23 protein-coding genes and 2 pseudogenes are annotated in these 22,407 nt (G+C 70.9%); 14 read left to right on the top strand and 11 right to left on the bottom strand.

Annotation, left to right across the window (positions count from 1 at the left end):
* Positions 1–5 precede the first annotated feature (5 nt).
* Positions 6–554 carry a hypothetical protein gene (locus O7621_RS10575; protein ID WP_282234541.1) on the bottom strand — a complete coding sequence of 183 codons (549 nt, stop codon included), beginning with the start codon at positions 552–554 and terminating at the stop codon, positions 6–8.
* A 274-nt stretch (positions 555–828) separates the two neighbouring features.
* On the opposite strand from O7621_RS10575, the gene O7621_RS10570 reads away from it, so the two are divergent.
* Both O7621_RS10570 and O7621_RS10565 read left to right on the top strand, forming a co-directional pair.
* Positions 829–1,740 (top strand): ParA family protein, encoded by a 912-nt coding sequence (locus O7621_RS10570; RefSeq protein ID WP_282233799.1) that lies wholly within the window; start codon positions 829–831, stop codon positions 1,738–1,740.
* A 9-nt stretch (positions 1,741–1,749) separates the two neighbouring features.
* Entirely contained in the window at positions 1,750–2,187 is a 438-nt protein-coding gene (locus O7621_RS10565; RefSeq protein ID WP_282233798.1) for a hypothetical protein, read from the top strand.
* Between the two features lie 59 nt (positions 2,188–2,246).
* Here the strand turns inward: O7621_RS10565 and O7621_RS10560 are convergent, their stop codons facing one another.
* From O7621_RS10560 to O7621_RS10535, 6 genes and pseudogenes are all read right to left on the bottom strand, one after another.
* Positions 2,247–4,433: an ATP-binding domain-containing protein gene (locus O7621_RS10560; protein ID WP_282233797.1), complete on the bottom strand. Its 2,187-nt coding sequence runs from the start codon at positions 4,431–4,433 to the stop codon at positions 2,247–2,249.
* Positions 4,434–4,581: 148 nt separating this feature from the next.
* The gene (locus O7621_RS10555; protein WP_282233796.1) at positions 4,582–5,262 is read right to left on the bottom strand and encodes a lytic polysaccharide monooxygenase; all 681 of its coding nucleotides are present in this window, start codon (positions 5,260–5,262) and stop codon (positions 4,582–4,584) included.
* A 201-nt stretch (positions 5,263–5,463) separates the two neighbouring features.
* Positions 5,464–8,046: an ABC transporter permease gene (locus O7621_RS10550; protein ID WP_282233795.1), complete on the bottom strand. Its 2,583-nt coding sequence runs from the start codon at positions 8,044–8,046 to the stop codon at positions 5,464–5,466.
* Between the two features lie 6 nt (positions 8,047–8,052).
* Positions 8,053–8,637, bottom strand: a pseudogene (locus O7621_RS10545) (ABC transporter ATP-binding protein); the annotation flags it as partial.
* A 104-nt stretch (positions 8,638–8,741) separates the two neighbouring features.
* The gene (locus O7621_RS10540) at positions 8,742–9,923 is read right to left on the bottom strand and encodes an FAD-dependent oxidoreductase (RefSeq protein WP_282233794.1); all 1,182 of its coding nucleotides are present in this window, start codon (positions 9,921–9,923) and stop codon (positions 8,742–8,744) included.
* A gap of 60 nt (positions 9,924–9,983) precedes the next feature.
* Positions 9,984–10,559, bottom strand: coding sequence for a TetR/AcrR family transcriptional regulator (locus O7621_RS10535; protein WP_282233793.1), 576 nt, complete (start codon positions 10,557–10,559; stop codon positions 9,984–9,986).
* Between the two features lie 189 nt (positions 10,560–10,748).
* Here O7621_RS10535 and O7621_RS10530 point away from each other — a divergent pair, with 189 nt between their 5' ends.
* Positions 10,749–11,579, top strand: coding sequence for a hypothetical protein (locus O7621_RS10530; RefSeq protein WP_282233792.1), 831 nt, complete (start codon positions 10,749–10,751; stop codon positions 11,577–11,579).
* 104 nt (positions 11,580–11,683) lie between these two features.
* On the opposite strand, the gene O7621_RS10525 is transcribed toward O7621_RS10530, so the two are convergent.
* Entirely contained in the window at positions 11,684–13,483 is a 1,800-nt protein-coding gene (locus O7621_RS10525) for a BTAD domain-containing putative transcriptional regulator (RefSeq protein WP_282233791.1), read from the bottom strand.
* Positions 13,484–13,703: 220 nt separating this feature from the next.
* On the opposite strand from O7621_RS10525, the gene O7621_RS10520 reads away from it, so the two are divergent.
* The 4 genes from O7621_RS10520 (at position 13,704) to O7621_RS10505 (ending at position 16,127) form a co-directional block, all read left to right on the top strand.
* Complete coding sequence (locus O7621_RS10520) at positions 13,704–13,838, top strand: hypothetical protein (protein ID WP_282233790.1); 135 nt, start codon at positions 13,704–13,706, stop codon at positions 13,836–13,838.
* 83 nt (positions 13,839–13,921) lie between these two features.
* Positions 13,922–15,217, top strand: a complete 1,296-nt coding sequence (locus O7621_RS10515) for a YcaO-like family protein (protein WP_282233789.1) — start codon at positions 13,922–13,924, stop codon at positions 15,215–15,217.
* Positions 15,214–15,666 carry a hypothetical protein gene (locus tag O7621_RS10510; RefSeq protein ID WP_282233788.1) on the top strand — a complete coding sequence of 151 codons (453 nt, stop codon included), beginning with the start codon at positions 15,214–15,216 and terminating at the stop codon, positions 15,664–15,666. The genes O7621_RS10515 and O7621_RS10510 overlap by 4 nt, the downstream gene beginning before the upstream one ends.
* Positions 15,667–15,725: 59 nt before the next feature.
* Entirely contained in the window at positions 15,726–16,127 is a 402-nt protein-coding gene (locus O7621_RS10505) for a helix-turn-helix transcriptional regulator (RefSeq protein ID WP_282233787.1), read from the top strand.
* Between the two features lie 5 nt (positions 16,128–16,132).
* Here the strand turns inward: O7621_RS10505 and O7621_RS10500 are convergent, their stop codons facing one another.
* Entirely contained in the window at positions 16,133–16,498 is a 366-nt protein-coding gene (locus tag O7621_RS10500; RefSeq protein WP_282233786.1) for a hypothetical protein, read from the bottom strand.
* Between the two features lie 116 nt (positions 16,499–16,614).
* On the opposite strand from O7621_RS10500, the gene O7621_RS10495 reads away from it, so the two are divergent.
* Entirely contained in the window at positions 16,615–17,022 is a 408-nt protein-coding gene (locus tag O7621_RS10495) for a VOC family protein (protein ID WP_282233785.1), read from the top strand.
* A 93-nt stretch (positions 17,023–17,115) separates the two neighbouring features.
* On the opposite strand, the gene O7621_RS10490 is transcribed toward O7621_RS10495, so the two are convergent.
* Both O7621_RS10490 and O7621_RS10485 read right to left on the bottom strand, forming a co-directional pair.
* Entirely contained in the window at positions 17,116–17,373 is a 258-nt protein-coding gene (locus tag O7621_RS10490) for a hypothetical protein (RefSeq protein WP_282233784.1), read from the bottom strand.
* Complete coding sequence (locus O7621_RS10485; protein ID WP_282233783.1) at positions 17,363–17,740, bottom strand: hypothetical protein; 378 nt, start codon at positions 17,738–17,740, stop codon at positions 17,363–17,365. The genes O7621_RS10490 and O7621_RS10485 overlap by 11 nt, the downstream gene beginning before the upstream one ends.
* 23 nt (positions 17,741–17,763) lie before the next feature.
* On the opposite strand from O7621_RS10485, the gene O7621_RS10480 reads away from it, so the two are divergent.
* From O7621_RS10480 to O7621_RS10460, 6 genes and pseudogenes are all read left to right on the top strand, one after another.
* Positions 17,764–18,543, top strand: coding sequence for a helix-turn-helix transcriptional regulator (locus O7621_RS10480; RefSeq protein WP_282234540.1), 780 nt, complete (start codon positions 17,764–17,766; stop codon positions 18,541–18,543).
* Between the two features lie 19 nt (positions 18,544–18,562).
* Positions 18,563–18,616: pseudogene (locus tag O7621_RS29160) on the top strand (hypothetical protein); the annotation flags it as partial.
* 4 nt (positions 18,617–18,620) lie between these two features.
* Positions 18,621–18,791, top strand: coding sequence for a DUF397 domain-containing protein (locus O7621_RS10475; protein WP_348775296.1), 171 nt, complete (start codon positions 18,621–18,623; stop codon positions 18,789–18,791).
* Between the two features lie 607 nt (positions 18,792–19,398).
* Entirely contained in the window at positions 19,399–20,322 is a 924-nt protein-coding gene (locus O7621_RS10470; RefSeq protein ID WP_282233781.1) for a hypothetical protein, read from the top strand.
* A gap of 14 nt (positions 20,323–20,336) precedes the next feature.
* Positions 20,337–21,347 (top strand): hypothetical protein, encoded by a 1,011-nt coding sequence (locus O7621_RS10465; protein ID WP_282233780.1) that lies wholly within the window; start codon positions 20,337–20,339, stop codon positions 21,345–21,347.
* A 162-nt stretch (positions 21,348–21,509) separates the two neighbouring features.
* On the top strand, positions 21,510–22,376 hold the full coding sequence (locus tag O7621_RS10460) for a hypothetical protein (protein WP_282233779.1): 867 nt from the start codon (positions 21,510–21,512) through the stop codon (positions 22,374–22,376).
* Positions 22,377–22,407: the final 31 nt, after the last annotated feature.

The raw sequence follows: 22,407 nt of genomic DNA, 5'->3' as shown, positions 1-22,407 counted from the left end.
TGCGGTCAGCTGTTCCAGTGCTGGGCGACCAGTTCGGCGGCCTGGGTCTCCCACTGGGCGTAGTGGAACGGGTACGCCGACACCTGCACCGCCTGGGCGGCCTCGGTCAGCGGCATGTCCTGCCAGCCGTCGACGGCCCTGAGCCCGTTCAGGAACGCGGTGGTGGAGTACTCGACGTCGGTGATCTGCTCGACGGTGCCCCAGCCCGACGACGGGCGCTGCTGGAACAGGCCCTGCGAGTCGTGGTCGTTGCGGTCACCGAGGTGGCCGAGGTTCTCCAGCTTGGACTCCTGCAGGGCGGTGGCGATGGCGACCACGGCGGCCCGCTCGTCCATGCCGGCCTTCTTCGTGGCGGCGATGATGCCCTTGACGTTGTCGGTCTGCTCGCCGGACAGGGTGATGCGGGACTGTTCGCCCTGCACGCCGTGCGGGGTCAACTTGCCGGTGTCGACGCGGTCGCTGCTGGCGGCGGCCAGGGCGGGGGCGGCGACCGCGCCGCCGGCGAGGGTGAGCCCGGCGATGCCGAGGGCGGTGGTGCGCAGGCTGGTACGCAGGGTGCGGGTGATGATCGTGGTCATGGGGGTCCATCGTGGTCATGGGGGGTCCATGGGCCTGGCGGCTGCGGGCCGGAGTGCGTGGCGCGACCATGCACAACGACCCGCCCGCCGGATCATTCCGCGCCGGCCGGAGAGCCGTCGTACAGCCCACTGAGGGTTGGTCGATCTTGGCGAGGCTGATGCCACAGGTGCATCCTGATACACGTGGGGCATCAAGCTCACCGCGACACCCACGTGGCATGCTGCTGGCCATGCGTGTGCGGAGGGTCCGATGACCGTGGTGTCCGTCATCAACTACAAAGGTGGTGTCGGCAAGACCACCGTCACCGCCAACATCGGGGCTGAACTCGCGTACCGAGGGCACCGGGTTCTGCTGATCGACCTGGACCCGCAGGCAAGCCTGACCTTCTCCTTCGTCGAACCGACCAGGTGGGAGCGGGAACTGGCCGACGACCGGACCATCCTGCAGTGGTTCGGTGACGTGCTCGACCGTGGCGGTGCCGCGCCGCTGGACCGTTACGTGCTCACCCCGCCTACTGTCAACGAAGTGATCGGTCAGCACAGCGCAGGTCGGCTCGACCTGGTGCCGTCCCATCTGATGCTCACCGACGCCGACCTCGACTTCGCCGCCAGCCTGGGCGGATCGCGGTTCCAGCACGGCAGCCCGCGTTTCCTGTCCCTGCACCGGGCGCTCGCCGAGGCGCTCGCCGCGCCCGCCTTCACCGACTACCAGGTCGTCCTGGTCGACTGCCCACCGAACTTCACCATGGTCACCCGCACCGGGGTGGTCGCCAGCGACCACATCCTGATCCCGGCCCGGCCGGACTACCTGTCCACGCTCGGCATCGACTACCTACGCAAGAAGGTCTCTGAGCTGGTGACCGACTACAACCGGGTCGCGGCGGGCCGGGCCGACCAGATCAGCCCGGAGATCCTCGGCATCGTCTTCACGATGGTCCAGTACACCGGGCACGGGCCGCTGCTGGCGTTACGCAACTTCATCGGCCATCCTGCGACCATCGAGATCCCGCGCTTCCAACAGATGATCCGCGACAACAAGACGGTGTTCGCCTCAGCCGGCGAGCACGGCCTGCCCGCGGTCCTGATGCCGGACGCGAACGTCCACGTCCAATACGAGTTGCAACAGCTCGCCAGTGAGTTCCTCGCCAAGATCCGCCCGTAGGAGAGCCACGTGACCAGCGCCGCCGACCTGTCCCACGCCGTCCTGATCCGGGTCGCGGACTTCCTCCGTACCCTGCCGCCGGAGCAGCTGGCCGCGCTCGCCGACGGCACCGCGCAGCTGACGGTCGCCACCGCCGGGCCACAGCAGCCTGCGGCACCGGCACCGGCCCGCCGAAGCCGGGCCGTCAAAGCGGCGAAGCCGGCGGTCGTCGTCGACACCGACCGGATCCGCGCCGACCTGGCGGCGATCGACGACCGGGTGGCCGCCGGACGCTACCTCGACGATCTCGGGCTGAAGGTCGCCGAGCTACGGGCCCTGGCCACCGAACTCGGGGTGGCGTTGCCGAGCCGGGCCGCCAAGGCCGTCATCCAGAAGAACATCGTCCAGGCGACCGTCGGCCGGCGGCTCACCTCGGCGGTGCTCAGCCGCCCCGCCAGCAGCTCCTGACGACAGCGCAGCACCGCCCGGTCACTGACTCCGCACTGCGGCAAGTCGGTTGCGGATGGTCAGTCGGCCAGCTGGCGGCGTACCTCGTCAAGGACTTCCGCCCAGTGCGCGGCCGGCGCACCGGCGCGCAGCTGACCGGCCAGGTGCTCGGCGAGCAGGCGGGCGGACCGTTCGGTGAAGTCGGACTGGTCGGCGGCCGAACCCGGATCCGGGCGGTACGCCGTGGTCAGCGGCAGCGGGTCGCCGACACAGACCACATCCAGGTGGCCGGTGGTTCGGGTCAACGCGACGTACAGCATCCGGTGGCCGCGTTCGTCGTCGGCGACGATCTGCTCCGGCTCGACGATCACCACGGCGTCGAACTCCAGGCCTTTCGCCTCGGCCGGGCTGACCAGGTTGATCGCCGCGCCGAGGTCGCCCTGCTGGGCGCTGCTCCAGGCGAGTCCGTTGTCGGCGAGCGCCGCCTCGACCTCGCGGCGGCAGCGGGGCGGGCAGACGACGCCGACGAATGCACCTCGCGCGGCGTGCTCACCAGCCACGACGACGACCCGACCGGCCCGCTCGGTGAGCCCGACCTGGTGCACGACGGGTTCGGCCGGGCCGTCCCGGACCACCTCCGGTGGTGTCACGCCGGGCGCGGCGACCGGCAGCAGCCGGGCGGCGAACTGGTACGCCTGGCGGGGCACCCGGTAGCCGTACCGCAGCGGCGCGACCCGCACCGGGCAGGTCGTCGGCAGATGTCGGGTCACCTCGTCCCAGCTGTCCCGGGCCCAACCGCCGGTCGACTGGGCCAGGTCGCCGATGACCGTGCACGAGCCGGTACGGCTGCGTCGGGCCACCGCCCGCAGCTGCATCGGTGACAGGTCCTGCGCCTCGTCGACAACCACGTGCCCGTACCGGCGCGACGGCCCGCCGTCGATCAGCTGGTCCAGTTCGTCGAGCAGCGGCAGGTCGGCGGCGGACCAGATCTCCTCGGAGATCCGGTCGGCGCCACGCCGGTGCAGCAGTGCCAATTCGTCGGCGGTGAACCCGTCGGCGGCCGAGCCAGTGGCGGCAGCAGCCGGGTCGGCGGCGGCGCGCAGCCGGGGCCGGGACGCCAGCAGGCCGCGCAGGAACGCCGCCGGGCTCTGCTGCGGCCAGAGCCGCTCGACCAGGTTGGCCAGCGCCGGTTCGCCGCGCGGGTCGATGCCCGACCGGTCGTGGACCAGGTCGGCGAGCCGGTCACGGAACAGCTGGCGGCGACCGTTGTACGGCAGGTCGGCTCCGGCGGCGGCGTCGAGTGCCTGCTGCACCTGCTCGCCGGGCAGGGTGACGAACCGGCTGCCGAGCAGCAGCCGCTCCGCCGGGTCCGGGGTGCCGATCCGGTTGCGCAGCGCCCGGTCGAGCAGGCCGGCCATCCGGGCGTCGCCCTTGAGCCGGGCCACCGCCACCGGCTCGGCCCGGCCACGCCGTACCGTCGGGGCGAGCCGGCTGATGTCGCGCAGCTCGACCTCGGCATCGCCGAGCCCAGGCAGCACCTGGCCGATGTAGCGCATGAAGGTCGGATGCGGGCCGACCACGAGTACGTCGTCGGCGGTCAGCTCGGGATGCTGGAACAGCAACCAGGAGACCCGGTGCAGGGCGATGGCGGTCTTGCCGGTGCCCGGGCCGCCCTCGATCACCAGGACCTGCTGCAGCGGGGCGCGGATCAGTTCGTACTGGGCGGCCTGGATGGTGGCGACGATGTCGCGCAACGTGCCGGTGCGGCCCCGGGCCAGCTCGGTGAGCAGGTGCGCGTCGACGTCGGCCCGACCCGACCCGTCGGCCGACCCGCCCGCGATCCCGGCGGCGATCTCGGCGAAGAGGACGTCGTCGAGGTGGTCGATGACGTTGCCGGTGCACTGGAATCCGCGTTTGCGCACCAGGCCCTGGGGGTCGTCCGGGCTGGCGGTGAAGTAGCGGGCGGCGGCCGGCGACTGCCAGTTGATCACCAGCGGGTCGCCGCCGTCGGGCGAGCCGATCAGGTGCCGCCCGAGGTAGTACGCCTCGCCGGACTCGTCGTCGATGCGGCCGAACGCGACCGCGTCGGCGGCGCCGCCGAGGGCCCGGGTGACGGCTTCTGCGTGGCGGCGCAGCCGGGCGGCGGTGGCCCGGTCGGCCCCGCTGCTCGCCAGCGAGCCGAGTGCGGCCACCCGCCGGTCGCGCTCCCGGGCGGCGGCGTCGAAGTACGCCTGTTCGGCGGCGATCTCCGCTGACATGTCGGCCATGTGCACGCTCCCCGGGTCGGCAGACCCGGCACACCGTACCGGTGCGGGCGGGGGCCGGACAGCCCCCGAGTGTGCAGGACCGCCGGCCCGGGACGTGGATGTCCCGGGCCGGCGGGCGTGCCGTGCCGTCGTTCGTCGGCCCTGTCGATCAGACGAAGTTCACGTCACTGCACCACATGTAGGCCTGGTCGAGGTGGGACGCCTGCCAGATCACGAAGACGATGTGGTGTCCGGTGTAGCCGGAGGTCGAAACGTTGAAGCTGATGTTCTGTGCCGGCGCGTACCGGCCGGTCTGGGTGATGAAGTCGAGGTTTCCCCACCCGAGCCGCTGGGTAGCGGGGTTGAACCCGTTCTTGCTCACGTAGACACGGAAGAAGTCGGCGCCATGGCTGGCCTGGTCGTACAACTGGACCGTGAAGTTCCGACCGACGTTTGTCTTCTTCCACTGTCCGGGCTGGTTCAGACTGTTGTTTCGGGACAGCGCGTTGCTGCACAGCTGCCCGTCGGGGGTGCGGCCCTGGAAGTTGCCGCCGAGTCCGTCGCGCAGCGCGCTCATCCAGTTCCACATGGTGTCCGGGTTGGCCTGGAAGGCCTGCCAGCACATCGGGTCCTGCTGCTGCATGGCCGGGTTCATGTGCTGGTGTCCCCAGTCCTGCCAACACTGGTAGGCGCGGCTCGCCGGGTTGACGATGGTGCCGTGAGCCTGCGCCGCGCCGGTGAACGGCAGCATGCCGGCCATCAGGGCCAGCAGCAGAACAAGCGCTCGAACAGGCTGGCGGGCGGCCGGTCGGGATCGCCGACCGGGTTGGTCGAGGTTGCGTGAACGCACGGTTCGTCCTCCGTTCCTGGGCGCTCATACGGGTGCGGGAGCGCTTCCACCTGACTATCGCACCTATTGGTCCGGATATCAATGATCGTCTATAGATATCTGTCTTTGTCGTACTGCCCGGAGTCGCCCTCGCAGCGACTCCGGGCAGTTACCGATCCAGGAAAGCGTTGATCTGGCAATCAGCGATCAACAGTTGCCGACTTAGTCGGCCGCCAGCGACTCCACGACCGGCTGGCGCAGCGCCCGGCGGGCCGGCAGCACCGAGGCGACCAATGCGGCGACCGCCGCCACCGCGACGACGACCCCGAGCTGCGTCCACGGCAGCTCCAGCCGGAAGATGTCGTCCTCGGCGCGGTTGAGCACGGCGAGCGCACTGAACGCCCCGGCCATCCCGATCGCGATGCCGCATGCCGTACCGCTGACCGCCGTCAGCACCGCCTCGGTGGCGAGCATCCGGCGCAGCTGGCCCCGGGTCAGGCCGACGGCCCGCAGCAGGGCGTTCTCCCGGGTCCGTTCGACCACCGACAGAGTCAGGGTGTTGGCCAGCCCGAGCAGCGAGATGAGGATCGCAAGGGCCAGCAACGCCAGCACGAACCGCAGCACCGTGTCGACGGTGCCGGTACGCGCCTCGGCGTACGCCGCCCGGTCGACGAAGGTGACGAACGGGTAGCTGACGACGATCGACTCCACCGCCTCGCGGGCGGTCTCGGCACCGACGCCGGCTGCCGGGTCGAGCTGCACCAGCCAGGTGTCGATGTCGGGGTAGACGGCGGTGACGTCCTCCTCGACGGCCAACACCCTGCCGGGAGCCGACTGGTCGCCGCCGCTCGGGTCGGCGAGGACCGCGGCGACGACGACGTCGCGCGCCTGCCCGACCGGGCCGGCGGGTTCGACCACGTCGGCGGGGTCGGCCGGGTCAACGGGATCGGCCGCAACGGGTTCCAGCCGGAACCGGTCGCCGACGGCGAACCCGGTCGCTTCGTTCACGATCACCCGGCCCGGCCCGAAGTCCCGCACGTCCCCGTCGGCCACCGCCAGCTTCGCCTTGGCCAGCAGGTCGGGATGGCTGGCGGCCACGTCGAACCCGCCCGGAGCGCCGTACACCTCGGCGCCGCCGAGCACCACGCCGAGTTCCGGGAGGTCACGAAGCCGGTCAATCAGCTCGGGCGGCACTGGATCCAGATTAGACTCCACCAGGAAGGCGGCTCCGATCCGGGCGTCGACCTCCCGCTCCACGGCACGTTTGACGCTGTGCCCGCCGACCGAGAACGCTGTCACCAGCCCGATGCCGATCACCAGCGCCATCGCGGTGGCAGCGGCGCGACGCGGATTGCGTACCGCGTTGGCGACCGCGAGCCGGGCGGTCGGACCGGCCGCCCACCCGGTCAGTCTGCCGAGCAGCCGGGTGACCGCCGGCACGATCAACGGGCTGGCCAGCACCAGACCGACAAAGGCCAGGATCCCACCGGCGACCACCACCAGCAGGTCCTCGAGCCGGCCGGCGGCGACCAGCCCGAGCACGCCGACGACGATCAGCAGCAGGCCGGCGCCGAGCCGCACCCGGCCGACCGGTCGGGCGACGGTCAGCGCCGCGTCGGTCAGCGCCGCGACCGGCGGTACGGCGGTGCCGCGCCAGGCCGGCAGCAGCGCCGCGCCGACGGTGACGCCGACGCCGCAGACCAGGGCGACGACGACGGTACGCGGGCTGACCACCGTGCCGCTCGGCATCCCGCTGCCCAGTTCGGCGTAGAGCTGGCGCAGCCCGGCGGCGGCCACCACCCCGAGCAGCAGTCCCCAGACCGCGCCGATCGCTCCGACGGCGGCGGCCTCGACGACGCCGGCCCGGAACAGCTGCGCCCGGGTGGCCCCGACGAGGCGCAGCAGCGCCGTCTCCCGGGTGCGTTGGGCGAGCAGGATCGTGAACGTGTTGGCGATGACGAACGCGGCGACGAAGACCGCGATCGCGGCGAACGCCAGCAGCAGCCGGGTGAACTGCTCGCCGCTGCCGACCGTGAAGTCCAGCGCGGCGGCCCGCAGTTGCTCGCCGGTGCGGGTGGCGACGTACCCACCGGCGGCCGAGCGCAGACGCTCGGCCAGCTCAACCTGGCCGACCCCCGGTTCGGCGACGACCAGCACCCGGTCCAGGTCGGTGCGGCCGGTGAGTTGCCGGGCGTCAGCGTCGACCAGGCCGAGCAGCGCGCCACCGGAGTCGACGCCGGTGCCGGCGACGTCGACCAGACCGACCACCTGGTACGGCTGCGGCTGACGGTCGGTGACGGCGGCCTGCACCCGGTCGCCGATGGCGATGTCCCGCCGGGCGGCGGTCCGGGCGTCGAGCACCGCCTCCCCGGGACGCTGCGGCAGCCGGCCAGCGGCCAGCGGCAGACCGGCCAGCTGGGGGTCCGTCGGGACGGTGACCAGGTTGTTCAGGCCGGGGATGGACTGGCTGTCCGGGCCGAGCAGCCCGACGCCGTACCAGCTGAAGGTGCCCTCGGCGGCGGCGACCCCGTCGACCTGACGGACGGCGTCGACGAGCGTGGCCGCGAGCACCTCGCCGTCGGCGTCCGGCGCGCCGGCCTCGCCGGCCGGTACGTCGAAGTCACGGGTCAGTTCGACGTCGACGAAGCGGTCGAGCAGCCCGGCGCGTTGCTCGGCTGCGGCGGTCAGCCCGTCCGAGAAGATCAGGGTGCCGGTGACGAAGCCGACACCGATGACGATCGCCAGGCAGGAGAGCAGCAGTCGGCTGGCGTGGGCGCGCAGCGAACGCAGAGTGAGCCGCAGCACTTGACCTCACCCACCCACGCGGGTGCCGTCGAGCCGGGACATCACGTCGAGGATGGCCTCGGCGTCGGGCCGGTCCAGTTCGGTGACTCGACGTCCGTCGGCGAGGAAGGTGACCCGGTCGGCGCGGGCGGCGGCGAGCGGGTCGTGGGTCACCATCACCACGGTCTGCCCGAGTTGGTCGACGGCGTCGCGCAGCAGGCGCAGCACTTCGGCGCCGGTACGGGAGTCCAGGTTGCCGGTCGGCTCGTCGGCGAAGATCACCGACGGTCGGGTGATCAACGCGCGGGCGACGGCCACCCGCTGCTGCTGCCCGCCGGAGAGTTCGGCCGGGCGGTGCCCGAGCCGGGCGGTGAGCCCGACGGCGGCGACCACCCGGTTCAGCCAGTCGCCGTCGACCCGGCGGCCGGCGATCGCCAGCGGCAGGGTGACGTTCTCCAACGCGGTGAGCGTCGGCAGCAGGTTGTAGCGCTGGAAGACGAACCCGATCCGGTCGCGGCGCAGCATGGTCAGCCGCCGGTCGTCGAGCCGGCTGAGGTCGGCGTCGCCGACGCGTACCGAGCCGGCGGTGGGCCGGTCCAGGCCCGAACAGCAGCTCGCGGCCGCGGATCATCCAGCTCGGCGGGGTCGGAGTCGGCACCGGCATGCTGCGAGCGTACCCAGGTCAGATGCTCCCACCCGGCGGCCGTTGCCGCGGGTCAGGTGCTGGACTTGCCGACCATGGCTCCGGCGATGACCCGGTCCATGCCGGGCAGCCCGACGGCGGCCAGCGCGGCCCGCCGTACGTGCAGCCACCACCGGTGCTCCGGCACGAACCAGCGGACCCCGCGCCGGGCCACCTGCTGTTTGTCGGTGACGACCGGCCGCATCGCGGTCTCGTAGCGGCGCAGCGCTATCGCCAGCACGCCGGGGTCGGCGCCGACGGCGGGGTCGAGTGCCCGGGTCAGCTCGGCGGCGAGGGTCTGCGCCCCGGCGACGGCCAGCGAGGCGCCCTGCCCGGCGAGCAGGGACACCGCCTGGCAGGCGTCGCCGACCAGGACCACCCGGCCCTGGCTCCAGGCCGGCAGCTCGATCTGGGCGACCTGGTCGTAGTAGATGTCGTCGGCGGGTGGACAGGCGGCGAGCGCCTGCGGGGCGATCCAGCCGAGGCCGGCGTACTCCTGCCGCAGGGCCGACCGGGGATCGGCCGGCAGCTGCGGGTCGGTGGTCCGGTGCACGGCGAAGACGGCGATCCGGCCGTCGCGCAGCACGTAGCAGCCGAGCTGGCGCCGGGTGCTGTCGGTGAGGGCGAACTCGTCGCCGATGGCGTCGCGAGCCGCCGGGTCGTCGAACACCCAGGCGGCGGTGTGGAAGCCGAGGTGGCGCAGGAAGTGCCGTTCGTCGCCGAAGGTGAGCCGGCGGACGGTGGAGTGGATGCCATCGGCACCGACCAGCAGGTCGGCCCGGTGGACGGTGCCGTCGACGGTGGTGGCGTCGACCCGGTCGGCGCGGTGGTCGATGCGGGCCAGCCGGCTGCCGAAGCGCAGCGCGACCCGGCCGGGCAGCGCCTCGCGCAGGATCCGTTCCAGGTCGGGACGCATGATGCTGACCAGCCGCCCGTCGACGAGGTCGGCGAACCGGGAGTAGCTGAGGCTGGCCCGCCGACGGCCCTGGTCGTCCCGGTAGGTCAGCGCGGTGACCTGGTAGCCGTACTCCTGCAGTTGCGGCAGCAGCCGCATCCGTTCGATGGCGTCGTAGCCCGGCCCGAAAAAGTCCATCATGTAGCCCTCGGTACGCGGTGCCGGCGCCTGTTCGAGGACGGTCACCGCCCAGCCGGCGGCGTCCAGCCGGTGGGCCAGGGCCAGTCCGGCGATCCCGGCGCCGCAGATGACCGCCTTCACTGTCGGTCCCCTTCCGTCGTGGCGTTGTCGGTGGTGCTCATGCTGATCCGACCGTGGTGTTCATGCTGGTGTGTCGGTGGTGACCAGGCGGATCAGCGGTCCGGCGACCGCCTCCGAGGTGAGGTCGGATGACAGTGGACGGTGCAGCATGAGGCCGTCGAGGGCGGCGGCCAGCACGGCGGCGCTGCCCGCCGGATCGGCGACGCCGTGGCCGGCCAGCCAGTCGGCGGTCCGGCCGCGCAGCCCGTCGAGGATGCCGGTCAGCACCTGGCGCAACTCGGCGTCGCGGGCGGCGGCCAGGTAGGCCTCGGCGAACAGCAGCGAGGTCGGGTCGGTGCCGGAGTAGCCGTCGAGGGCGGCAAGCAGGGCCCGTACGCCGGCCTCGGGGCTGGCTGCCCCGGTCAGCAGCGTGTCGAGCTCGCCGACGAGGTCGGTCATCGTGCCGGTGGCCGCCTCGATCAGCAGCGCCCGCACCGAGGCGTAGTGGTAGTGGACCAGCCCGGGGGCGACCCCGGCCCGCTCGGCGACGAGCCGGGTACTGACGGCCGCCCAGCCGCGCTCGGCGATCAACGTGACGGCGGCTGCACGCAGCCGGGCCCGCACCTGCCGGCCGCGTTCGGCGGCGGTCTGCGTCATCTCCCACCTCCAGAGCAGCATCCGTTGGGCGATCGCCCTGAACGTCCGCACTGGGCGGTTGCCCAACACGCTATCACGCCAACCCAATCCGCGAAATCAGCTCTGGATCCGGGGGCGTCACCCGTGTAACCCTGTTTGCAATGAGTAGTCGCCCAATCACCAATGGCTACCCCTCAGCCGGAGGCGTGCGTGAGCGAGCTGTACCGGACGCCACACTACGAACCACCACCGGGCAAGGACAGCGGTGCGACCCCGATGCAGGTACTGGTCACCGGTGTCACCCCGCCGGTGCCGTCCGCGACACACGGCGCGATGACCACCCTCGTCGGTCTCCGCCTCGACGGCCCCCAGCACTGGATCCGGTTCGACGAGATCCCCGCCCACCCGCTCAGCCAGGCTGCGCCGGTGCGGCGCTACGACATCGTCACGGCTGTCGCTCAGCCGGACCCGGCCGACCCCCGCCCGGAAAGCTGGCGGGTCCACGCCGGAACTCTGCGGGTCCGCCACGAAGCCCGGCGGTGGCCCGGACGCGCCGCGATCCTGCACCGCCACGCCGAATGGTCCATGTGCGACCTGGAAGACTCGGCGGCGCGGCGTCCCGACGCCCAGTCCCTGGCCCTGATCCGGGTCGCCGAGCTGCGCTACGTACGGGTCAACCGGACCCCGGTGGCGCCGCCCGCCGAACGCTGGTCCGCCACCACCTGGCGCCGCACTGAGCCCGACCTCTTCCGTCCGGTGGTGCACGACCTGCTACGCCGACCGCCGTTCACCGTCGCCTACCGCTACCACTGCCACCATCCAGTCTGCCGTAGCCACGTACAGCAACTGCGCGACCGGGACGTGGTGGCCTACCAACGCCAGCGGCAGCGCTACTGCGGGCTGCCGCTGCGGCGCGCGCTGGTCGGCGAGTTCTGGTGGCCGCTGTGCCAGCCCGGCCGCGAGGTGGCGTTCCTGGTCGGCAGCCGCCGCGACGCACCGGCCCGCTTCGACATCCTGGACACTGTCATCCTCCGCCGCTGACCCGGTCACACCGCATAGGTGTAGACCTGATCTCGCTGGTCGCTGAGCCGCCCACAGTAACCGGCCGACCAGGCCGGTCCGGCCGATCAGGCTGCTCAGGCTCCTCAGGAGTTGTTCTGGGCGAGGACGAACGACCGCACGAGGGGATGCAGGTGGTATCGCCAGGCGGTGTCCGACTCGAGCAACGCCAGGTCGACCAGCTCCTCCAGCAAGTCTTCGCTGTCCGGCTCGGGTCGGTCCAGCATGCGCGCCGCGAACGGCAGCGCGAAGTCCGGCATGTCGGTGACGGCCAACAGGACCAGTGCACGCTGCTGCTCCGGGGTGAGCTGCCGCCAGCTGGCCAGAAAGGTCGCGCTCACGTCCAGATCACCGGCCCGCAACGTGCCCAGCCGGCAGCCGCCGGTGAACCGGTCGCGAAGCATGCCGATCGACCAGCCCGGCCGGGCGGCCAACCGGGCCGCCACGATGCGAACCGCCAGCGGCAGCAATCCGCAGGCCACCACGAGTTCCCGTGCCGTCTCGCGCTCGGCGGCTACCCGGTCGTGGCCAATCACCCGGCTCAGCAGCTCAATTGCCTCGGCCTCATCGAACACTTCGAGGTCGGCGTGCACGGCGCCGTTCAGACCGGCCAGCCGGGTTCGGGAAGTTACCAGTACGCCGCAGGTCGCGGCGCCCGGCAGCAGCGGGGTGATCTGGGCCAGGCTGTGCGCGTCGTCCAGCACCACGAGCAGTCGGCGCTCGTGCGTGACCGAGCGGAACAGCGCCGACCTGCTGTCCAGGCAGTCCGGGATGGACTCCACCCCGAGTGCTACGAGGAAACCACCCAGGACGTCCTGTGGCGATGCCGGCTTGGCGTCACCGCCCCTGAGCTCCGCGTACAACTGACCGTCCGGGTAGTACGCGTCGATCCGGTGAGCGACGTGTCGTGCCAGGGTGGTCTTGCCGAGGCCGCCCATCCCGGCCACGGCCACGATCGGCAACGAGCCCCGGTCGGACCGGCTCAGGGCGTTGATGATCAGGCGGACCACCGCCTCGCGCCCGGTAAAGTCCGCAGTGCTGGCCGGGAGCTGGGCCGGACGCGGCACTGGCACGTCACTGGCCGCCGGAACCCCGCTCCCCGCCGGCTCCTCGGTACGCGCCGGCGGAACGGCGGTCCCTTCGCTGGCCAGGAGCCGCCGGTGGGCGTCGGTAAGCTCGGCACTGGGTTCCAGCCCGAGCCGGTCCACGATCCTGCGACGAGCGGCCGGGAACACCGCAGCGGCCTCCCCCGTCCGGCCACTGGCGTGCAGTGCCCGGATCAACAGCACGACGAGGCTTTCCCGCAGCGGGTTCTCGTCGATGAGCGCACGCAACTCGGGCACACACCAGGAGGCGCGGCCGAGGTCGATGTCCAACGCCAGACGCGCTTCCAGCAGATCCAGGTGCAGCTCACTCAGCCGGCGACGATGCCGTTGCGCGAACGGGCCGGGCACCCCGGCCAACGGCTCGCCGTTGAAGAGGGCAAGCGCCTCGGCCAGCATCGCGCGGGCGCTCCTCGCGTCGCCGGCGCGGCGGGCACGACGGGCGCGACGGGCCAGCGCCTCGGCGCACCGCACGTCAACGGCGTCCTCCGGCACCTCCAGACGGTAGCCGTCACCGACGGTCGTCAGGAGCTGGGGCTCGGCAACGTCCGTTTCCAGCACCTTGCGCCAGCGCCAAGCGTACGTGCGGAGGCTCTTCGTCGCCGTGACCGGCGGGTCGTCGCCCCACAGTGCTTCTATCAGAACGGCTGCGCTCACCGCCTGACCCGGCCGCAGGAGAAGGACGACGAGCAGGGCCTGTTGCTGCGGGCTTCCCATGTCGAGATCGGCAGAGCCCCGGTGGCCGCGTACCACGCCGAGCAGGTCGAAACGAAGGGATTCCATGTCAGGCGCAGATGGTCGGGTCGGCGGCGTCCCACGAATCCACCCTCATCTCGCCATCCTGGCAAACCGGAGCGGCCAGCGGGCCCGGCTGTAGGTGAACCCATAGACGGGGTGTGGAGGACGGCGGTTGCCTGACTGCGGATATATCGAACCGCGTATCTGATGTCTATCGACATGCCCGAAGCTCGGACCAAGGCGCCACTCGATGAAGGAGGAGCAGATGGGACTGCACGACCAGATCTACCGGGCCCAGCAGGAGAAGCCTGAACTCGCCGAGACCGAGCAGCGGACCCTCGACGAGCTGACCGAGCGTGGCCAGGACTCCGAGGTGGCGGCGGTCGAGTCCGCCGGCTGAGTCGACGGCACCGGGGCCGGGCGGCTCGCCCGCCCGGCCCCACCCGGTCCCGCAGTTCGGTGCGTCAAGTCGGAGGTGGAGTGATGTCGGGAACGGATCTTGCGGCCGGCTCGGTGGTCCAGGACGGTGAGCGGACGCTGAGCTTGTCCGAGGCCCACCTGCGGGGTTTGGCAGCGGCGGCCGAGCTCGATCTCCGGGTGGACTGCACGGCGGTGCTCGACGGCGATCCGGCAGTCTGGACCGCGACGTTGTGGCGTGGCGACGACCCGGTGCCCAGCGGACTGGGACTCGGCAAGGGAAATTCGGCGGCGGCCCGGGTCGGCGCGATCTTCGAGGCGCTGGAGCACCACCTCAGTGGGCTGCGGGGCCTCGCTGGCGGCGGGACGACGCTGCGCCGCGCGGGTGAGATCTCCCGCGACGTGACGCTCAGCCAGGACGTGGCGCTCGGCCTGCTCGGGGAGTTGCCCGACGGGCCGCTGGGATGCCTGCCGTTCCGGGTGGTGACCAGCGGCGCCGAAATTGACGTGCCGCTGTTCCTTTCCGTGCCGGACTACCTCGACGAGGAGGCCGACCCGCTGCGGGAAAGTCTGGGTGACCACTACGACTACACCGGGGTGAGCCGTTACTCCTGCAACAACGGCTGGGCTGCGGGCACCGACCCGGTCGAGGCAGCGGTCCACGCGCTCAACGAGACCATCGAGCGGGACGCCCTCTCCCTCCTGCTGATCGACCAGTTCCTGGGGCGGCGCAGGTCACCGCTGATCCTCATCGAGGCGAGCACGTTGCCGGACGACCTCGCAGCCCTGGTGTCGGCGGCGGAAACCATCACCGGTCAGCGGCTGTACCTGATCGACATGACCACCGATCTGGGCGTGCCGGCGATCTTCGCCTACCTTCCCACGCAGGATGGCGAACCGGCTCGGATCCGCGGCTGCGGCGCCTCGCTCTCCCGCCACTATGCGATCGCCCGTGCGGTGAGCGAGCTGGTCCAGGTCCACCTGGCGTCCTCACTGGGGTACATCCACTCCGCGTTCGCGGCCATGACGCCCGTCCGGCACGACTGGACGACGCCCTATCCCGCGCTCCATGCCTGTTACCGAAGCGACTTCAGCACCCGGCTCGGCGACGCCATCCTGGTGCCGTACCGGGACACCGAAGCACCGGACACTGCCGCCGGCCATTTCGACGAGCTCGTCGACACCCTCGCCAGACGCGGCTTCACACCGTTGCAGCGTGATCACTACGTCACCGGCAACCTGGCCGTGGTCAACATCTTCGTCCCCGGCCTGGAGCGGTTCATGCTCGTCACCGACGGACAGGTGGTGGTGCCGGGAAAGCGCGGCATGGCGGTCAAAAACAACGGAGTACCAGCCGGTTGACGACGGTCGTCATCACCGGCCGCACACTGCTGGGGATCACGGTCGGAGCGCTCAGTCTCGCCTTCGCCGGCGCGTACGGCGAAGGCAACCTTTCGCCGTACGGCGAACAGGTAACCGCCGAGGTCACCGATGTCCGTGACGGGTGCGTGCCGGACACCGAACTGTGCCGCCCGAGCTACCAACTGTCCGTCGGCGGCGACGATCTCGGCTGGGTTCCGTTCTGTGGGCCGGCCGAGCCGGTCGGCACGAAGGTCGAGGTCGACATCGACCCACTCGGTCAGCGAGAGCCGCTGACCACCTCCTGTATCCCCGGGCGGGACGCGGGACGAACGATCACCACAGCGTGGCTCGGTGGCGTCGGCGCCATCGGCCTGGTGGCGGTCGTCGGCCCAGGGTGGCGCGCCGCCCGCTCCCGGAGCCTTCGTCGACCCAACGTCACCGAGGTCTGACCCCGGCGAGAAGTTGAAACCGGGGAGAGTCCGTCGGTGGGGCATGGCACCCTGACCGGGTGAACGTCGAGGAAGCCGTCCGGCTGCGCCGCGCCCGGGACCTGCTGGACAGGGAGTACGCCCGGCCGCTGGACGTGCCGGCGATGGCGCGGGCCGCGTACATGTCGCCGTCGCATTTCACCCGGCTGTTCCGGGCCGCCTACGGCGAGAGCCCGTACGGCTACCTGTCGACCCGGCGGGTCGAGCGGGCCAAGGCGCTGCTGCGCCGTGGCGACCTGAGCGTCACCGACGTCTGCATGGCGGTCGGGTTCACCTCGCTCGGCTCGTTCAGCTCCCGCTTCACCGAGCTGGTCGGTGAGACGCCCAGCGCGTACCGGGCCCGGTCACACGCCGCCGGCGCGGCCATCCCAGCCTGCTACGTCAAAGCCGTCACCCGCCCGACCCGCCCGGCCGCCGTCTGAGCCGGTCACGCCGCCGCCAGGTCGTGGACGGACAGGTACACCCCATGCTTGCGAAGGGCGGCTGGCGCCCACGCCAACGCATCTGCCCGGTGGACTGCCAATTCGGCAGGAAACCATGGTCGGCGCAGCACCCGCGCCTCAGCCCATTGCGGCGGGGCGACGTCCGCCTGAGCGAGCAGATGCTCTGCGAGTGCCGCGAGTAGCGCGTCCCACCGCTCGTCCCCGGTCTGCTCCGGTTCGTCCAGCAGCAGCGTCACCCTGGTGTCCGCCGGCTCCCAGCGGAACTCCTCCAGGAACTCCCACACCAACTTCCACCGGGTCTGGTCGACGTCTGCGGATGCCAGGTGGCTGGCCAGCACTGCCAGACTCATCGGTTCGTAGCCGGTACCCACAACGCGAACCTCACTTTTCCAGCGTCGGATACCGGCCGGCGTATCAAGTCGGTTTGGAGAAGCCCAGGTCAGCCGGCCGGCGTAGCGTCGCTGGCATGACAATCAAGCTTTCCCACACGTTCCTGCTCGTCCGCGACCAGGACGAGGCGCTGAAGTTCTACCGCGACGTGCTCGGCCTGGAGGTCCGCACCGACGTGCCGTTCGAGGGCGTCCGCTGGCTGACTGTCGGCCCGCCCGGACAGCCGGACGTCGAGATCGTGCTCGAAGTCGCCGCGATGGGTCGCGCCGCCGACCAGGAGGCTCTGGAGCTGCTGCTCGCCAAGGGCTCGCTCAGCGGGCTGATCTTCCTGGTCGACGACGTGGACGCGACGTTCGAGCGGGTCCGGGCCGCCGGGGCGGAGGTCATGCAGGAGCCCATCGACCAGCCGTACGGGGTACGCGACTGCGGTGTCCGCGACCCGTCCGGCAACAACATCCGCTTCTCGCAGCGACTGTCCGCGTAGTCGCACCGCCGCTGCGCCACCGGCGCGTCGAGTGGAGGGCTGGGGTACCTAATTCTCGACGAATTACGTACCCCAGCCCTCCACTCGACGAGTTCACGGGCGGCGACGGGCCGGCCGGGTCACCGCGCCGGGGCGGCGCAGCGCGTCCGCCCGTACGACGATCGAGCGGAAGCGTTGGTCCTCACCGCCGACGACCTCGACCCCGACCAGGTGGACCCATTCGATCCCCGGATGCTGTGCGCCGTCGTCGACCCGGGTGACCCGCAGCACGAGTCGACCGAGCCCGTAGCAGTAGTCGCCGGTATTCAGCGAAACCGTGTCGCCGACTCTGACCAACGGGTCATTTCTCATTGTTGATCATTTCCACCGGTTGACCGTCGCGCAGCAGCTCGGCGAACCGCTCGTACGCCCTGAAGTCTTCCACGCGTAGAAATTGCAGCGCGGTGTCCATCGGGCGGCATCCGTCGGTCAGACAGGCCGGGCAGCCGGCCCACTCCGTTGAAGGCCAGTGATCGGTGACGACGCTCGTCGCGTACCGGATGGCGACGTCACGGGTCTGCTCCTCGCTCAGCTCGGGGATGGCCGGCGGTTGGGAACCTGGTACCAGGACACTCATTTCTGCCCTCCGCTGATCCTCGGAAACTTCTCCTGCAAGCACTCTGGACTCCGCCGGCACTCTCCCGTAAGGATGGATCGGCATACCCGTGGAATCACTCACGTACGGAGGGGTAAGCGGTGGACATGATCATGTGGATACGCGCGCTCAAAGCAGCACGCGTCGCCGCCGGAGTAAGCCAGGACGGGCTCGCCGAGAAGATCAATTGGAGTGCGTCGACGATTGCCGCAATCGAGACCGGCCGGCGCAAGCCGACCTTCAAATTCGCCGAAGAAGCCGATGAGGCGTTGTGCACCGGTGGCCTGCTGACCGAGCTGCTGGACCGCGCCGAACGCCAACGCACCCCCGCCTGGTTCATCGCCTGGCGCAAGCAGGAAGCCCAGGCCAAGCGCCTCCGCACCTTCCAACCGACTGTCGTTCCGGGCCTGTTACAAACCGAGGAGTACGCCCGAGCAATCATCTCCGCAGGAGGACTACACACCCCAGCCAAGGCGGAAGAGCTAGTCCGGATTCGGATGGAGCGGCAGGAGTTACTGACCCGCGACAACCCACCGGAGTGCATCTTCATCTTCGACGAGTCGACCTTGTGCCGACCGGTGGGCGATCACGCCATCCTCGACCGGCAACTCCAGCACCTTCAGGAGGTCGCCAAGCTGCCGAACGTGCGGATCCACATCCTGCCGACCGAGGTCGGCGCGCATGCCGCGCTCGGTGGCGGCTTCGCGGTCGCCCAACTGCCCGACCTCGACCCGATCGCCTACTTGGAAACCGCCACCAAGGGCCAGGTCGCCGACGACGAGGAGACGATCGAGCTACTCAACCGCCAGTGGGACAGCCTGCTCGGCGACGCCGCCTCCACCAGCGCGTCGCTCCGCATCATCGCGAAATATAGGCTGACACCATGACGACTCCTGACGGTCTGCACTGGCGCAAATCAAGCCGGTCCGGCGACACGGGCGGCAATTGTGTCGAGGTCGCCGCCGTGTGGCGCAAGTCCAGCCGTTCCACTAACACCGGTGGCGACTGTGTCGAGGTCGCCGGCAACCTGCCGGGCCGGGTCCTGGTCCGCGACTCGAAGGACCGGGACGGCGGCACTCTCACCTTCTCCCCAACCGCCTGGACCACCTTCCTCACCCACACCCCCGCCCGCTGACTGCCCCCTGCCGCTACGCCCGCAGCCGGTTGCCTCGCCGGCCCACCGATGGCGAGGCGACCGCTCGCAGCTTGAGCCTTATGACTCGATTGGCCCAGGGGCCGGATCTCGCTGTCCATGGCTGCGCGTCGTCCGGCACATCCAGCAAACCGCGATGGAGACCGATTCCTCGGGTCGGTGCAGGGCCAAGTCGTACACGGAGAGTTCCACGCCATGCTGGCGCTCGCAGCCGAGACCGGCTCGTGAGCCGGTGGCGTACGGAATCAGCTGACCGACGGACCACCCCGGCCACCCGAAGTTGTACGCAGCGTCACCGACCGGCGGGATGGTGCGCCCTTCAGGGCTGATGCCACAGGTGCATCTTGATGCACCTGTGGCATCAAGACTGTGGCGACACCTGCCCCGGAAGCCATGACGAGCGGCATGCTGCCCACCCGAACCCGCACCGGGCGGCGAGCAGCCGGGCACGCTGCGGTCGGCATCGACGGTTGCCAGGCTGTACCGTGGCAGAGCCGCCTTTAGTCCGCATTGGAAAGTGGGAGTACGCTTCATGGCCACACCGACCGTGGATGCCCCTGATCCCAGCCGACTAAGGCGAAAGGTCCTCATGCCTCTGTCCGTAGTGGTACTCGTCGCGGTGGTGACCGCCGGTGCGGCTGTCGCCCTGCAGATGCGGGGTCAGCCGGACGCGACCGCAACCCCCACCGCGCCGTGCGTCGGACCGCCGGATCGAGCAACACCATCGGCGACAGCGGAAGCGACAGCGACTGCCGCGCCGGACGGCAACGGGCCGGACGGCAACGGGCCGGACGGCAACGGGCTCGACGTGGTCGAGTCCGGCTTCACCCAGCTCGGCAGCACCTCGGCGCCGATCACCCGCAACGCCATGGTCAGCATCGGCGCCGTCGTCGCCAATACGAGCACGCACACCGCGCATCGTGCCCTGGTGACCTTCGACGTCCTTGACGATGCGGGTGAGTCCGCCGTCCTCACCACGATCCTCGACCGGCCCCGCGAGATCCCGGTCATCCTCCCCGGCGAACGCGTCGGCGTAGGCGGCCAGTTCTGGATCCGGTCCGAGGACGGCCAGCGGGTCGAGGTCGCCCGGGTGAACGCCACCGTCTCCGGCGCGGCCTGGACCGCGACTGCGACCGCAGACACACCAGATGCGACCGCGGACGCAGCCGCAGAGGCGGACGCGGACGCTGTGGCAACCACGGCCGGCGGAATCACCACCCGGCATCTGCAGACCCGACGGCACGGTACGGACCAGATCGACGCTACGGTCACCTACGAGACCCGCTCACCGTACTGCCAGAAGTGGACCTCAGTCGGCGCCAGCGCGGTGTTCCGCGACGACGCCGGCACGGTGGTCGGCGGAGGATTCGACCCCACCGTCTCGCCGTCCGCCTGCCTGCCCGGCCAGCACTCCGGGTCGACGCTGCTGCCGAGCAGTCTGCCACCGGCCGCAGCCGACACTCGGACCGAGGTGTACCAGCACTGCGCGCCCCCTGACGACCCGCAACAATGACCAACGGAGACGGTTTGAACATGCAGCACCTCGAACGCCTCGGCAAGCTGTTGCCCACCGCCGCGATGGTCGGCGTACTGGCGATGCTGGCGGCCTGCTCACCGGAGCCGTCGACATCCGACGAGGCCACCGAGCCTCCGGCCGATTCGGGCGGGCTGCCCGCCGGAGCCGATCCGGCCTCGGTCCAGCATCCGCTGCTCGCCGCCGCGCTGGAGTTGGACCCGCAGGTACGTGCCGTCGTCGGCCGGCTCACCGAAGCGTGTCTGCGTGATGCCGGCATCGACCGGTTTCCCGCACAGCTCCCGGCCGGGCTTCCCGGGCCGGTGGTCGTGCCTCCGCAGCAGTCACCGACGCTGGACCAGGCAACAGCGAACGGGTACGGCATCCGAGCGGCCGAGACCGCCGACCAGGCCGACACCGAGGCCGGTGCCGGTGCCACCACCGAACGGTTCACCTGGCCGTCACCGGCCGAGGAGCGCCGCTACCTGGAGGCGCTGACCGGTGCAGCGGACGGCGAAACGCTCACCGACGACGCCGGCAACCCGACTCTGGGCGGCTGCGTCGGCGAGGCCAGATCAGCTGTGTACGGCGAGGTCGCCGCGCCGCCGAGCCCGGTGACCGTGATCGACGAGGCGGCGCGCGCCAGTTACGCCGCCGATCCGACGGTGACCTCGGCGACGGCCGCCTGGTCGGACTGTCTCCAGCAGGAAGGCCAGCCACCGCTGCTCGACCCGGCCGACGCCCGGCGCTTCGCCCAGTACTTCCACTACCCGGTCGGTGAGCGGCCCGGCGGCCCCGTGCCGGAGGGCGGCCCGTGGCCGGCCGAGGTGGCCCGCCAAAAGGAGATCGAGCTCGCCGCTGCGGACGCCGGGTGCGCCGACCGGACCAGCCTGCGTGAGGCGCAGCGGCTGGCGTGGGAGAAGGCGCTGGACGCCGCAGTCGACCGGCACGGTGCCGAACTGTCCGGCTACCGGGACGCGATGGCCGCCGCGTTGCGGCAGGGCCAGCAGGTGCTCGCCGACTGAGCCGTACCGGAAAGTGACGGATTGGCGACAGGAGCTTAGTAGGCCGATCATCCTCACCTAGAGTCACCGCAACCTCCCTGCACCACGTACAGAATGTGTCCATGTAGTACGTTGGGGTAACCGCGGCAGTCCATCGGCTCAAGAGTGGGGAACAGGCGCGCCATGCCCGCATCGATCCAGCTCCGGCCAACCGTGCCGGCGGCGCTCGCCGTCGTCCTGGTCGCGGCCGCAGCTGTCGCCGCTGCCTGCTCATCCGACTCGGAGTCCGACCCGGCAGCATCCTGTATCGAGGCACCCGACCGCCCGCTCACCGGCACTGCCGGCCCGTCCGCCGAGGCGCCAGACGGCGGCGGGCTGCGAATCGTCGAATCCGGCGTGACGATCGTCCCACCGGTGCGTCGACTCGGCTCGGCGACCGCGAGCATCGGAGTCGTCGTCGAGAACACCAGCGGGTACGTCGCCTACCGCACCCGGGTCTCGTTCGACGTGCTCGACAACACCGGCGACACCGTCGTGATCGGAGACGGCGGCGGGACGGTGCTGCTGGAAGTGCCGCTGCTGCTGCCCGGTGCCCGGTCCGGCGTCGGCACCGCCGTGTACGTCGACGGAGCGGCCGGCGCCGCCGACCAGGTCGAGGTGGACACCACCCTCGGTGCCACCACCTGGGTCGAGCACCGACCGGACGAGGTCGCCGGGATCACCACCACGCACGACCGCACCACCATCGTCGATGCGGAGTCGCACAGCGGGATCGTGTACTACCGGATGGTCTCGCCGTACTGCACCGGCCTTTTCACCCGGGGCGTCGGCACCATCTTCCGGGACGCCACCGGCCAGATCGTCGGCGGCAGCATCGACGGCGACAAAGGACCCGGCCGGTGCGACCCGGATCAGGCAGAGCATCTGACCGACGTCATCCGCAGCATACCGGCGCAATTCGACGACTCCCGGACCGAGAGCTACCCCTACTGCGACTTCGGCCCCGCGCCCAGTTCGCCGGGATGGGCGACGGCAGCTCCCTTCAACTAACCGGCTGGCAGGGTCGGCCACTCGACGGGCA

It is taken from the genome of Solwaraspora sp. WMMD937, assembly GCF_029581175.1.
GTDB lineage: Bacteria > Actinomycetota > Actinomycetes > Mycobacteriales > Micromonosporaceae > Micromonospora_E.
This window is presented reverse-complemented; position numbering and strand designations above follow the sequence as displayed.

Coding starts and splice junctions, on each gene's coding strand:
- O7621_RS10570 (WP_282233799.1), top strand. CDS start 829: ATGACCGTGGTGTCCGTCATCAACTACAAAGGTGGTGTCGGCAAGACC.
- O7621_RS10560 (WP_282233797.1), bottom strand. CDS start 4,433: ATGGCCGACATGTCAGCGGAGATCGCCGCCGAACAGGCGTACTTCGAC.
- O7621_RS10535 (WP_282233793.1), bottom strand. CDS start 10,559: ATGACGCAGACCGCCGCCGAACGCGGCCGGCAGGTGCGGGCCCGGCTG.
- O7621_RS10525 (WP_282233791.1), bottom strand. CDS start 13,483: ATGGAATCCCTTCGTTTCGACCTGCTCGGCGTGGTACGCGGCCACCGG.
- O7621_RS10520 (WP_282233790.1), top strand. CDS start 13,704: ATGGGACTGCACGACCAGATCTACCGGGCCCAGCAGGAGAAGCCTGAA.
- O7621_RS10515 (WP_282233789.1), top strand. CDS start 13,922: ATGTCGGGAACGGATCTTGCGGCCGGCTCGGTGGTCCAGGACGGTGAG.
- O7621_RS10500 (WP_282233786.1), bottom strand. CDS start 16,498: ATGAGTCTGGCAGTGCTGGCCAGCCACCTGGCATCCGCAGACGTCGAC.
- O7621_RS10495 (WP_282233785.1), top strand. CDS start 16,615: ATGACAATCAAGCTTTCCCACACGTTCCTGCTCGTCCGCGACCAGGAC.
- O7621_RS10490 (WP_282233784.1), bottom strand. CDS start 17,373: ATGAGAAATGACCCGTTGGTCAGAGTCGGCGACACGGTTTCGCTGAAT.
- O7621_RS10480 (WP_282234540.1), top strand. CDS start 17,764: ATGATCATGTGGATACGCGCGCTCAAAGCAGCACGCGTCGCCGCCGGA.
- O7621_RS10470 (WP_282233781.1), top strand. CDS start 19,399: ATGCCTCTGTCCGTAGTGGTACTCGTCGCGGTGGTGACCGCCGGTGCG.
- O7621_RS10460 (WP_282233779.1), top strand. CDS start 21,510: ATGCCCGCATCGATCCAGCTCCGGCCAACCGTGCCGGCGGCGCTCGCC.